Raw genomic sequence first — 12,922 nt, 5'->3', positions numbered from 1 at the left:
GCTTGGTTAGCCGAACAATGCGTAGGTGCTCTTGATCGTCACCCATACGCCCCAGAGCAGCGGAATGCCGACGATCGCCCAGGCGATCAGCGCCTTACCGTCGAACCCGCCCGTACCGATGCCGAAGGAGCCGGTGGGGCCGGCATTGGCGGCAGCGGTCTTTGCCTGCAGCGCGGCGACTTCGTCATCCGACATGAACCATTTGTCCGAAAGCGGCTTGACCAGCAAATTGGCGATCAGCCCCAGCGCCAGCATGACCGCAAGAATATACATGGTGAAGGTGTAGAGCTGCGCGCCTTCGACGCCCGCTGCCTTCTGTGCCTCGCGGATATAGTTGACCACGACAGGCCCGATGATGCCGGCCGTCGCCCAGGCCGTCAGCAGCCGGCCATGGATCGCGCCGACGAACTGCGTGCCGAAGATATCGGCGAGATAGGCGGGAACCGTGGCAAAGCCGCCGCCATACATCGACAGGATGATGCAGAGCGCACCGACGAACAGCACTTTACTGTGAATGCCGGCGGCCCAAGGAGCCAGGACATAGAGCGCGATGCCGATGACGAAGAAGCAATAATAGGTGTTCTTGCGGCCGATTTTGTCGGACAGCGACGCCCAGAAGAAACGGCCGCCGATATTGAAAAGCGACAGCAGGCCGGCAAAGCCGGCGGCGATGGCCGCGACGGTGGCGACCTGATCCTTGCCGAGATCGGCGAACTTCACGTCAGGCAGGCCGATCAGGGCGCCGCCGAAGATCTCCTGCAGCATGGGTGAAGCCATGCCGATGACGCCGATGCCGGCCGAGACGTTAAGGCAAAGTACCGCCCAGATGAGCCAGAACTGCTTGGTCTTATGCGCATCGCGTAGATGCACATGCTTCGTGGTGATCATCGAGCTCTTGGCGGCGGGTGCCGTCCAGCCTTCCGGACGCCAGCCGGCCGGCGGCAGGCGATAGCCGAAAGCGCCGCCGATCATGAAGACGAAATAGATCGCCGCCATGACGATGAATGTCTGCCAGACCCCAACCGAACCATCGGCACGGAAGTTGTTCATCAGAAGGCTCGCGAGTGGCGCGCCGATCATCGCGCCGCCGCCGAAGCCCATGATAGCCATGCCGGTCGCCATGCCGCGCCGGTCGGGAAACCATTTGATCAGCGTTGACACGGGCGAGATATAGCCGAGACCAAGCCCGATACCGCCGATGACGCCGGCGCCGATCCACATGAGCCAGAGCTGGTGAAAGATGACGCCGACTGCCGCGATCAGGATACCGCCGCACCAGCAGCAAGCGGAGACGACGCCGGCCTTGCGCGGCCCGGCCCGTTCCAGCCAGCCGCCCCATATGGCGGCGGAGGAACCGAGCAGCACGAAGAACAGCGTATAAATCCAACCGAGATCGCTGACGCGCCAGTCGCAGCTCGTCGTGAACAGGGCGGTCAGAAGATTGAGATTTGCGCATTCTGCCGGAGGTGGCGTCGAAGTCCCAAGCGCCTTGGAAAGGGGCAGCCAGAAGACGCTGAAGCCGTAGGCCATGCCGATGCAGAGATGGATTGCCAGCGCAGCCGGCGGCACAAGCCATCGGTTGAAACCCGGCTTGGCGATGATGCGCTCACGATCGAGCAGACCCGCCGTTACCGTTCTCTCGGAAATATTCGTATCAGCAGCCGTCATGAACAACTCCTCCTTGGCTCAAAGAGAGCACCCTCCCTCGACGGGAATTCCATATGCGGATGGATTCTCTCCACCCCTTTACATTGTCGCGTGAATGCTAAGCCGACTTAACTTCTTCAGCGGATGGCGGCCTGTGGATCAACGGAGCCGCTTCAAGCACCAGCGGGTTCAGCCCGCTATCGCCATGATCGATGATCGCAAACAGTTGGCGCCGCATACGCGGCTCCCAGAATTTGTTGATATGCGTGGCGACACCCTGAACCGCTTCGCCGGCCGGCTGCGTCTTGAAAAAGGTGGCGATCTGGTTCGCCATATAGATGAGCTTGGTTTCGGTCTTGCCGTGCGGCGTGTCGTCAGGCGACATCGGCGATGCTCTCCGTGATAATGCGATGCGGATGGGTGAAAATCTCGAAATCGTCGCCGCGCACCAGCGCCACCAGCGTCATGCCGGCCTCCTCGGCCGTGCGAATGGCGAGCGCCGTCGGCGCGGAAATGGCAACCAGCACGGAACTGCCCAATATCGCCGCCTTCTGCACCATCTCGACCGACAGCCGGCTGGTCACGGCCACGACACCGTTTGCTCCCTTGAGGCCGGAGCGGATGACCGCGCCGCAGAGCTTGTCCAGCGCATTGTGCCGGCCGACATCCTCGCGCACGGCAAGCAGACCCTCGGACGGGACATAGAAACCCGCGCCATGCACGGCATGCGTCTCGCGATGCAACGGCTGGGCATCGTTGAGCAGCGCGACCGCACGGACGATATCCTTCTGCGCCAGCTTCAAAGCGACCTTCGAAACGTCAGGCACCTTGCGCACGGCCTGCTCGATCGATTCGATGCCGCAGAGCCCGCAGCCGACGGGGCCCGCCATATGGCGGCGGCGCAGCCGCAAGGCATCGGCCGCATCATCGACGAGAGTGATCTGCACGTCGATCCCCTGCTCGTCCTCGATCGGCTCGATGGCCGCGATCTGAACGATATCGGTAATGATCCCCTCGGTCAGGCTGAAACCGACGGCGAAATCCTCAATATCGGCCGGCGTTCCCATCATGACCGCATGCGATGTGCCGCCATATGAAAATGCGATCGGCACTTCCTCGGGGACGATGCGCGTGCCCGAGCGCACCAAGCCGTTGCGGCGGGCGGTTTCGGTGACGGTTGTGGTGGGGGTGAATTTGGTCATTGGGTGATGGGGCGTGAAATACCCCCCTCTGTCGCTTTCGCGACATCTCCCCCACAAGGGGGGAGATCGTTAGGAGTTTGCCGCTTCCTATCAGCAAAACAATAGGCTGCTGCTTCTGCGGATTCGATGTCTATTTGAGTTGAGAACAGCTCGCGAGCTACCAATCTCCCCCCTTGTGGGGGAGATGTCACGGAGTGACAGAGGGGGGTGCTCCTCCGCATTCTCAATCTCACTCCGCAGCCTCCATCTTCCCGACAATGCGCCGCGACTGCCGGGCCTGCTCATCATAATCCACCTGCCATTGAGACGGACCGTTCGACGGCGAGACCTGCACGGCGGTTACCTTGTATTCCGGGCAGTTTGTCGCCCAGTCGGAATAATCCGTGGTGATGACGTTCGCCTGCGTGTCCGGATGATGGAAGGTCGTGTAGACGACGCCCGGAGCAACGCGGTCGGTGATCAGCGCCCGGAGGGTCGTGTCGCCGGAGCGGCTCGTCAGTTTGATCCAATCACCCTCGCGAATGCCGCGCTGCTCCGCATCGTGCGGATGGATTTCCAGGCGATCTTCCGCATGCCAGACGACGTTTTCGGTGCGCCGCGTCTGAGCGCCGACATTGTACTGGCTGAGAATACGCCCGGTCGTCAGCAGCAGCGGGAAGCGCGGGCCGGTACGCTCGTCGGTCGGGACATATTCCGTGCGGATGAACTTGCCCTTGCCGCGCACGAAGCCGTCGATATGCATGATCGGCGAGCCGAGCGGCGTCTTCTCGTTGCAGGGCCACTGCACCGAGCCCATCTTGTCCAGATAGTCGTAGGACACCAGCGCGAAGCTCGGCGTGGTCGCTGCGATCTCGTCCATGATCTCGGATGGATGCGTGTAGTTCCAGGCGAGCCCCATGGCCTGCGCCATCTTCTGCGTCACTTCCCAGTCGGCATAGCCGTTGCGCGGGGTCATGACCTTGCGCACGCGATTGATGCGGCGCTCGGCATTGGTGAAGGTGCCGTCCTTTTCCAGGAAGGTCGAACCGGGCAGGAACACATGCGCGTAGTTGGCCGTCTCGTTCAGGAAGAGATCGTGGACGACGACGCATTCCATCGCGGCAAGGCCGGCTGCGACATGCTTGGTATCCGGGTCGGATTGAAGGATATCCTCGCCCTGGATATAGATGCCCTTGAACGTGCCTTCGACGGCGGCATCCAGCATGTTCGGGATGCGCAGGCCCGGCTCGTTATTGAGCTTCACGCCCCAGAGCTTTTCGAAGATATCGCGGGTCGCATCATCGGAGATATGACGATAGCCCGGCAGCTCGTGCGGGAAGGAACCCATGTCGCAGGAGCCCTGCACATTGTTCTGGCCGCGCAGCGGGTTCACGCCGACACCTGGACGGCCGATATTACCCGTCGCCATGGCGAGGTTGGCGATCGCCATGACCGTCGTCGAGCCCTGGCTGTGCTCGGTGACGCCAAGACCGTAATAGATCGCGCCATTGCCACCCTTGGCATAGAGGCGGGCAGCACCGCGAACGAGATCGGCGGGAACGCCGGTATATTGTTCCGTTTCCTCCGGGCTGTGCTGCGGCTCGGCGACGAAGGCTGCCCAATCCTCGAATTCGGACCAGTCGCAGCGCTCGCGGATGAACGTCTCGTCGAACAGGCCTTCGGTGACGATGACATGGGCAAGTGCGGTCAGCACGGCAACGTTTGTGCCCGGTTTCAGCGGCAAGTGGTAGCTGGCTTCGACATGCGGCGTGCGCACCAGATCGATGCGGCGCGGATCGATGACGATGAGCTTGGCGCCCTGGCGCAACCGCTTCTTCAGGCGCGAGCCGAAGACCGGGTGACCGTCCGTCGGGTTGGCGCCGATGACGATGACGACATCGGAATGCTCGACGCTGTCGAAATTCTGCGTTCCGGCCGAAGTGCCGAAGGCCTGGCCGAGGCCATAGCCTGTGGGAGAATGGCAGACGCGGGCGCAGGTATCGACATTGTTGTTGCCGAAGCCGGCGCGCACCAGCTTCTGCACCAGGAAGGTCTCTTCATTGGTGCAGCGCGAGGAGGTAATGCCGCCGATGGAATCGCGGCCATACTGATATTGCAGCCGCTTGAACTCGGTGGCGATATGGGCAAAGGCCTCGTCCCAGGTCACTTCGCGCCAGGGATCGGTCACCTTCTCGCGGACCATCGGGTTGAGAATGCGGTCCTTATGGGTCGAATAGCCATAGGCGAAGCGACCCTTGACGCAGGAATGACCGCGATTGGCCTGGCCGTCCTTCCAGGGCACCATGCGCACCAGCTCTTCGCCGCGCATCTCCGCCTTGAAGGAACAACCGACACCGCAATAGGCGCATGTGGTGACGACGGAATGCTCCGGCTGGCCGATCGATATGACGGATTTTTCGGTCAACGTCGCCGTCGGGCAAGCCTGCACGCAGGCGCCGCAGGAAACGCACTCACTGTCGATGAAATTCTCGTGCATTCCGGGCGAGACGCGCGAGCCGAAGCCGCGGCCCTCAATGGTCAGCGCAAATGTGCCCTGCACTTCCTCGCAAGCGCGCACGCAGCGCGAGCAGACGATGCACTTCGAAGGATCATAAGTGAAATAGGGATTGGACTCGTCCTTCGGCATCCACTTCAGATTGATGTCGCCGTTGTTGCGCGCCTTGACGTGGTTGTCGCCCTCGTAGCCGTACCGCACGTCGCGCAAGCCCACGGCGCCAGCCATATCCTGCAGCTCGCAATCACCGTTGGCCGCACAGGTCAGACAGTCGAGCGGATGGTCGGAAATGTAGAGTTCCATCACGCCGCGACGGATATCTTTCAGCCGGTTGGTCTGGGTGTGCACCGTCATGCCGGGTGATACCGGCGTCGTGCAAGACGAAGGCGTGCCGTTGCGGCCTTCGATTTCGACGAGACAGAGGCGGCAGGAGCCGAAGGCATCGACCATGTCGGTGGCGCAGAGCTTCGGCACCTTAATGCCGGCTTCCATCGAAGCGCGCATGATCGACGTGCCTTCCGGCACTGTAATCTGCTGCCCGTCGATGATCAGCGTCACCATGGTTTCGGAGGTGGAGGCCGGCGTGCCGTAATCGATTTCTGGAACGAGGGACATGGATCTTACTCCGCCGCTTCAATCAAGGGAGCCGGAGAAAAATCCTCCGGGAAATGGGTCATCGCGCTCATCACGGGATAGGGCGTGAAGCCGCCGAGCGCGCAAAGCGAGCCGAACTTCATCGTGTTGCAGAGATCGGCAAGCAGAACCCTGTTCTTCTCTGGTTCGATCCCTTGGGCGATCTTGTCGGCCGTCTCGACGCCGCGCGTCGAGCCGATGCGGCAGGGCGTGCACTTGCCGCAGCTTTCGACCGCGCAGAATTCCATCGCGAAACGCGCCTGCTTCAGCATGTCGGCGGTATCGTCGAAGATGACGATGCCGGCATGGCCGATGAGGCCGTCCTTGGCCGCGAAGGCTTCATAGTCGAATGGCGTGTCGAACAGGGCGCGCGGGAAATAGGCACCGAGCGGCCCGCCCACCTGCACCGCCTTGACCGGCCGTCCCGTCGCCGTACCACCGCCGATCTTGTCGACGATATCGCCAAGCGAAAGGCCGAAGGCCGTTTCATAGAGGCCCCCATGCTTGACGTTGCCGGCGATCTGCAGCGGGATCGTGCCGCGCGAACGGCCCATGCCGAAATCACGGTAGAAGGCAGCGCCCTTGTCCATGATGATGGGGACGGAAGCGAGCGAGATGACGTTGTTGATGACGGTCGGACAGCCAAACAGCCCCTTGTGCGCAGGCAGCGGCGGCTTGGCGCGCACAATGCCACGCTTGCCTTCGAGGCTGTTCAGGAGCGCCGTTTCCTCACCGCAGACATAGGCGCCGGCGCCGGTGCGGATCTCCATATCGAACACCTTGCCGGAACCAAGCACCGAGGCGCCGAGAATGCCGGCCTTGCGGGCGATTTCGACAGCTTCGGTCATCGCGGCGATCGCATGCGGATATTCCGAGCGCGTATAGACGAAGCCCTTGGTCGCGCCGGTCGCAAGCCCCGCAATTGCCATGCCCTCGATCAGCACGAAGGGATCACCCTCCATGATCATCCGGTCGGCGAACGTGCCGCTGTCGCCCTCGTCGGCGTTGCAGACGATATATTTGCGGTCGCCCGGCGCATCGAGCACCGTCTTCCATTTGATGCCTGTCGGGAAGCCGGCACCGCCGCGGCCGCGCAGGCCGGAATCGGTGACATCCTTGACGATATCGCCTGATACCATGCCGATGGCGCGGCGCAGGCCCTTGAGGCCGCCATGGGCCTCATAATCCTCAAGCGAAAGCGGATCGGTGATACCGCAGCGGGCAAAGGTCAGGCGGGTCTGTTCCTTGAGGAATGGGAGGCTTTCGACCTCCCCAAGACAGAGCGGATGCTCGTCGCCTTCGGCGAGCCCGGCGTCGAACAGTGCAGAGACATCCTTGGCCTTCACCGGCCCATAGCCGATGCGCTTGCCGTCGATCTCGACTTCGACCAGCGGTTCGAGCCAGAACATGCCGCGCGAGCCGTTGCGCACGATGCGTGCATCAAGGCCACGCTTGGCGATTTCCGCTGATACGGCTTGCGCCACTTTCTCCGCGCCGAGCGAAAGGGCGGCAGCATCGCGAGGGATATAGATGGTCAAGGTCATTGGCGGGCCTCCTTCACGAGGTGGTCGGCGCTTTCATCGTCAAGCCGGCCATGCAGCTCGCCGTCGAGCATCGCTGCCGGAGCGCAGGCACAAAGACCGAGACAGTAGACCGGCTCCAGCGTGACGCTGCCATCGAGCGTGGTCTGATGGAAATCGATGCCCAGCAGCCGCTTGATACGCTCCGCCAGCGCATCGCCGCCCATCGACTGACAGGCTTCGGCGCGACAGAGCTTCAGAACATGGCGGCCGGTGGGATGATCGCGATAGTCATGATAGAAGGTCATGACGCCGTGCACTTCGGCGCGTGAAAGGTTCAGTGCCGTAGCGATCAACGGCAGCGCATCCTGCGGCACGTAGCCGAATTCCTCTTGAATCCCGTGCAGGATCGGCAAAAGCGGCCCCTCCATCGATTTCATGCTATCGATGATGGTGCCGGCCCGGGTTGCGACATCGCCCGCGGCCTGATTCAAACTCATTAGCAGCCTCCCGCGCATAGCTCCGAAGATCGAAGGCGAATCTTCGGAAAAGGCTTATGCGGCATTTCCTCCTGGCGCGCGATCGACACGCCGTAACGATAAGCTCGCAGGGAGACGGCAAAGGATCAATAAGGCAGTCCCGTCATTCGATAGGAATTTTCTATCGATTCTTGTTCTCTTCCGCGAGCAATCTCGCCTCGTGCAACAAGGCGGAGACGAGGGGCGTAAAGGGTTCGCGATGTGTGGCGACCAGGCCGACAAGATGCTCGGCGTCAGGCTCCGTGATCGGGATCTTGTGAATATCGGCCGGAAAACCGAAAGAATCGGCAATATTCTTCGGCATGATGCTCGCCCAGCGCCCGGTCTGAACATGCGAAAACAGCACGATCATCGAATTGGATTCCAGCGTCGGCCTGGCCGTTGCCCCCGCCTCGGCAAGATGCCGGTTGATGATACGGCGGTTTTGCATGTCGGCGGTCAATAGACAAAGCCGAAGATCGCCGACCTCCTTCCAGGTAACGGTCTTGCGCTCGGAAAACGGGCTGCCCGCCGCCGTGATCAGGTGATAGCGCTCGGCATAGAGCGGCACGCTGGTGACACGGCCGAGCGGCTCGTTTTCCAGGTAGGTGATGCCCGCATCGATCTCGAGATTTTCGAGCAGGCTCAAAACCTGCAGCGAATTGCGCGATAAAATGGAGAAGGTGACGTCCGGATGCCTCTCCTGAAAGGGAGTGGTGATTTTCTGCACCATCGCGAGCGCCGTCGGAATGGCTGCAATGCGGATGTGACCGGCAAGACCCTTGCGCGCCGCTCGCATTTCCTCCCGCATGGTACGGCTGTCGCCGACGATGCGGCGCGCCCATTCCAGCACACGCTGCCCCTCGGGCGTCAATCCCTGGAAGCGGGAGCCGCGACTGACGAGCATCACCCCCAGCTGATCCTCCAGCTGCCGGATCGCCGCCGACAAGGTCGGCTGTGTCACACCGCATTCTTCGGCTGCGCGGCCAAAATGCTTCTGATTCGCCAGCGCTATGAAGAATTCCAGCTTGTCGATCATCCCACTCTCCCGAAGCGAAAGAGTTAGACCGGCCGCATGGCGAGCGCAACATGCAAGACGGCCTCAGGCATCAGCAATCGGTCTGACAGAAGGCCTTTTGCAGCGAATCGACGACTGCGCAGATTTCCGACCGCGCGACGGCATAGTGAATGAGCCGCCCTTCGCGGCGCGTATCTACCAGCTTGTCCAGGCGAAGGCGCGCCAGATGCTGCGAAACGACGGCTTGCGGCAGATCGAGAAGGGCCTCGAGTTCCATCACTGTTTTTTCCCGCTTGGCCAGCATGAAGAGGATCGCCAGACGGGTTTCATGGGAGAGTGCTTTCAGCAGGGCGCTCGCCTTTCGAGCCCTGTCAGTCATTTCCTTGACATCATGCTCTGCGGCACCGCCTTGCGGTGGAGACGACAACATATCACTGCCCCTAGTGAGAACTCACATAGGGAAATGCTTATAATATTATCAAACCGAAAGCTGATTCAAAAAAGATACGGAAAACCAAAAAAGGTCCGTTTTATCAGCAGATAAGCTGGCCGCCATTGATCTCGATCACCTGTCCGGTGATGTAGCCGGACAACGTCGGCGCCGCCAGGAACAGATAGGCGGGGGCGCAATCCTCCGGTGTGCCCAAGCGCTGCAGCGGGATCGACTTGCGCGTCTGTTCCAGCTTCTCCCTGGACGAATAGCGCTCGTGAAAGTCGGTCGATATCGTGCCGGGCGAGACGCAATTCACTCGAACACCATCCGGCGCCAGCTCGCGCGCCAGCGCCTTCGAATAGGTCGAGACGAAGGCCTTGGAGGCGGAATAGATGGCGGAGCCGGGACTGCCGCCGGTGATCGCGGAAATCGAAACCGTGTTGACGATCGCGGCCTGCCCGGCAGCCCGCAGCAGCGGCAGCAATCCCCGCGTTACCTCCACGACAGAGGTCTGGTTGAGATGAACGATCCCTTCATACTGCTCGTCCGTCAATTCACCGGCGGGAAAGCGCCCAACCATGGTACCGGCATTGTTGATCAGCACGTCGACGCGGTCGAAACGCTCGCCGGCGGCGCTGACGAAATCCCGCGTGCCGTGGCCGGTGGCGAAATCGCCGGCAATGAGAAAGGCGCGGCGGTCGGCTTCCGCCTCCATCAGGAAATCAGGCAATTCGCGATCGGCATCACGGCCGATATGGACAAGCACGTGCGCACCGCAATCGAGAAACTGCCTCGCGACCTCCAGCCCGATACCGCGGCCGGCCCCGGTGACGACGACGTTGCGATTTTCGAATAGCTTCGGATGAAACACGATAACCTCCTAAACCGCACTCAATTCGCGCGTCGGTAATTGCGGAATTTTCACTTTATCATATGATGACGAAAAAACGAAAGAAAGGGAGCGAAAACCATGTTCCTATCCGGACGTCAGACGGAAATCCTCGAGATCGCCAAGGCGGAAGGACGAGTGCTGGTGGAGGAGCTGGCGTCGCGCTTTTCGGTCACGCCGCAAACCATCCGCAAGGATCTGAACGATCTCTGCGACGGCCGCGTGCTGTCGCGCGTGCACGGCGGCGCGATCTTTCCCGGCGGAACCGAGAATGTGAAATACGAGGCGCGCCGCTCGATCGCCGCGCCCGAAAAGCAGGCGATCGGCCGCGCCGCCGCCAGCATGATCCCCAATAACAGCTCCCTTTTTATCAATATCGGCACGACGACGGAGGCGGTCGGCGAAGCCTTGCTTGGCCATCACGAGCTGATGGTCATTACCAATAACATCAACGTTGCCAATAAGTTGCGGATTTTCCCATCCATCGAAGTCGTCATTGCCGGCGGCGTCGTGCGCGGCTCCGATGGCGGCATCGTCGGCGAAGCCGCCGTCGATTTCATCCGGCAGTTCAAGGTTGACTACGCCGTCATCGGCGCCTCCGCGATCGATGCCGACGGCGCGCTTCTCGATTTCGATTTTCGCGAAGTGAAAGTGGCGCAGGCCATCATTGCCAATGCCCGGCACGTCATCCTCGTCGCCGACAGCACCAAGTTCGAACGAACCGCTCCGGTTCGCATCGGCCATCTGTCGCAAGTTCACACCTTCGTCACCGACGAATGCAGCATCGAATCCGTGCGATCCATCGCCGCGGAACATGACGTGCGCCTCGTGGAAACCGACCGCCGGCCGGCGTGAACGGCTCGCTTTCTGTCAAGAAACGTTCGTTTGACATTCGTATCTGTTTCGCTTTAGATGGATTAGTTTCGATTTTCCATCTTCACGGGGATGGCTGACCTTTGCGGAGGGGCGGGTGAGCGAACAGGTCTACGATATTTTCGTTATCGGCGGCGGCATCAACGGTTGCGGCATTGCCCGTGATGCGACGGGACGCGGCTACAAGGTCGCGCTTGCCGAGATGAACGACTTCGCCTCCGGCACATCATCCGGCGCCACCAAGCTCATCCACGGCGGCCTGCGCTATCTCGAACATTACGAATTCCGCCTCGTGCGCGAATCGCTGATGGAGCGCGAAGTGCTCTGGGCGATGGCGCCGCATATCATCTGGCCGATGCGCTTCGTCCTGCCCTATCACAAGGGCGGCATCCGGCCGGCCTGGCTCATCCGGCTCGGTCTTTTCCTTTACGACCATCTCGGCGGCCGGAAATTGCTGCCGCCGACAGCGACACTGGACATGAAGAAGGATCCAGCCGGCAAGCCCTTGAAGGCGCTCTTCACCAAGGCTTTCGAATATTCCGACGGCTGGGTCGACGATGCCCGCATGGTGGTGCTGAATGCAAGGGACGCAGCCGACCGCGGCGCAACGATCATGCCGCGAACGAAGGTGATTTCCGCCCGTCGCGACGATACCGTCTGGGCGATCGAAACGGAGGATACGATCAGCGGCCAGAAGCGTCGGTTTCGCGCGCGCATGCTGATCAATGCCGCCGGCCCCTGGGTCGATCACGTCTTGTCCGATGCCTTCGGCAAGAACCAGGTCCACAATGTCCGCCTCGTTCAGGGCAGCCATATCATCGTGCGCAAGAAGTTCGACGATCCCCGCGCCTATTTCTTCCAGAACCCGGACAATCGCATCATCTTCGCCATTCCCTATGAGCAGGATTTCACCCTGATCGGCACCACGGATCGCGACTACAAGGACGATCCGAAGGATGTGAAGATCACCGAGGAGGAAACCGCCTACCTGTGCAATGCCGCCAGCGAATACTTCAAGGAGCCGGTACGACCCGAAGATATCATCTGGACCTACTCGGCCGTGCGCCCGCTTTACGACGACGGCGCGTCCAAGGCGCAGGAGGCGACGCGCGACTACGTGCTGAAGGTCGAGGGCGAAGAAGGCCAGGCGCCACTCTTGAATGTCTTCGGCGGCAAGCTCACCACCTATCGCCGCCTGAGCGAGCATGCGCTGGAAAAGATCGGCGAGGCCATCGGGCAGAAGGGCACGCCCTGGACGGCCAAGAGCTCGCTGCCGGGCGGCGACTTTCCGGCTCGCGGTTATGACGCCGAAGTCTCGAAGCTGAAGTCGCGTTACCCCTTCCTTGCCGACCAGCATGCGCGCCGCCTCATCCGCCGCTACGGCACGCGGGCTGGCATGATCCTTGGCGACGCAAAGGTGATTGCCGATCTCGGCCGCTGCTTCGGAAGCGATCTTTATGAGGCGGAGGTCCGTTACCTGGTCGACCAGGAATGGGCCTATAGTGCCGCCGACATTCTCTGGCGCCGCTCCAAGAAAGGACTCTATCTTTCGAAGGAGGAAGCCGCCGCTCTCGAAAGCCATATGGCCGATAGCCGCGCCCACGCCTGAACGTTTAATTGTAAGCGCGCATTTCCCTGCGCGTTGACGCGGGCGCCATGAGGGTGATCGTCTTTTGCCGATGGGCCTTGATCAGG

General features: G+C 61.3%; 11 protein-coding genes. 2 read left to right on the top strand and 9 right to left on the bottom strand.

Features of this window, described 5'->3' with window-relative positions; translation table 11 throughout:
• Window positions 1-6: 6 nt before the first annotated feature.
• From ACPYOP_RS15005 to ACPYOP_RS14965, 9 genes are all read right to left on the bottom strand, one after another.
• A complete protein-coding gene (locus ACPYOP_RS15005) occupies window positions 7-1,668 on the bottom strand; it encodes an OFA family MFS transporter (RefSeq protein WP_481411162.1) in 1,662 nt (553 codons plus the stop codon).
• 97 nt (window positions 1,669-1,765) lie between these two features.
• The gene (locus ACPYOP_RS15000; RefSeq protein WP_481411161.1) at window positions 1,766-2,032 is read right to left on the bottom strand and encodes a formate dehydrogenase subunit delta; all 267 of its coding nucleotides are present in this window, start codon (window positions 2,030-2,032) and stop codon (window positions 1,766-1,768) included.
• Entirely contained in the window at window positions 2,022-2,849 is an 828-nt protein-coding gene (gene fdhD, locus ACPYOP_RS14995; RefSeq protein ID WP_481411160.1) for a formate dehydrogenase accessory sulfurtransferase FdhD, read from the bottom strand. Before fdhD ends, ACPYOP_RS15000 begins: the two co-directional genes overlap by 11 nt.
• 229 nt (window positions 2,850-3,078) lie before the next feature.
• A complete protein-coding gene (gene fdhF, locus ACPYOP_RS14990; RefSeq protein WP_481411159.1) occupies window positions 3,079-5,958 on the bottom strand; it encodes a formate dehydrogenase subunit alpha in 2,880 nt (959 codons plus the stop codon).
• 5 nt (window positions 5,959-5,963) lie between these two features.
• Window positions 5,964-7,520, bottom strand: coding sequence for a formate dehydrogenase beta subunit (locus ACPYOP_RS14985; RefSeq protein WP_481411158.1), 1,557 nt, complete (start codon window positions 7,518-7,520; stop codon window positions 5,964-5,966).
• Complete coding sequence (locus ACPYOP_RS14980; protein ID WP_481411157.1) at window positions 7,517-7,996, bottom strand: formate dehydrogenase subunit gamma; 480 nt, start codon at window positions 7,994-7,996, stop codon at window positions 7,517-7,519. The genes ACPYOP_RS14985 and ACPYOP_RS14980 overlap by 4 nt, the downstream gene beginning before the upstream one ends.
• A 160-nt stretch (window positions 7,997-8,156) precedes the next feature.
• Window positions 8,157-9,053 (bottom strand): LysR family transcriptional regulator, encoded by an 897-nt coding sequence (locus ACPYOP_RS14975; RefSeq protein WP_481411156.1) that lies wholly within the window; start codon window positions 9,051-9,053, stop codon window positions 8,157-8,159.
• A gap of 70 nt (window positions 9,054-9,123) precedes the next feature.
• Window positions 9,124-9,462 carry an ArsR/SmtB family transcription factor gene (locus tag ACPYOP_RS14970; RefSeq protein ID WP_481411155.1) on the bottom strand — a complete coding sequence of 113 codons (339 nt, stop codon included), beginning with the start codon at window positions 9,460-9,462 and terminating at the stop codon, window positions 9,124-9,126.
• A 103-nt stretch (window positions 9,463-9,565) separates the two neighbouring features.
• Window positions 9,566-10,336 carry an SDR family NAD(P)-dependent oxidoreductase gene (locus ACPYOP_RS14965; protein ID WP_481411154.1) on the bottom strand — a complete coding sequence of 257 codons (771 nt, stop codon included), beginning with the start codon at window positions 10,334-10,336 and terminating at the stop codon, window positions 9,566-9,568.
• 99 nt (window positions 10,337-10,435) lie between these two features.
• Here ACPYOP_RS14965 and ACPYOP_RS14960 point away from each other — a divergent pair, with 99 nt between their 5' ends.
• Both ACPYOP_RS14960 and glpD read left to right on the top strand, forming a co-directional pair.
• The gene (locus tag ACPYOP_RS14960) at window positions 10,436-11,209 is read left to right on the top strand and encodes a DeoR/GlpR family DNA-binding transcription regulator (RefSeq protein WP_481411153.1); all 774 of its coding nucleotides are present in this window, start codon (window positions 10,436-10,438) and stop codon (window positions 11,207-11,209) included.
• A gap of 115 nt (window positions 11,210-11,324) precedes the next feature.
• Window positions 11,325-12,836 (top strand): glycerol-3-phosphate dehydrogenase, encoded by a 1,512-nt coding sequence (glpD, locus tag ACPYOP_RS14955; RefSeq protein ID WP_481411152.1) that lies wholly within the window; start codon window positions 11,325-11,327, stop codon window positions 12,834-12,836.
• The last annotated feature ends 86 nt before the right edge of the window (window positions 12,837-12,922 follow it).

Source organism: Rhizobium sp. KNZ2-6A (genome assembly GCF_056755475.1).
This window is presented reverse-complemented; position numbering and strand designations above follow the sequence as displayed.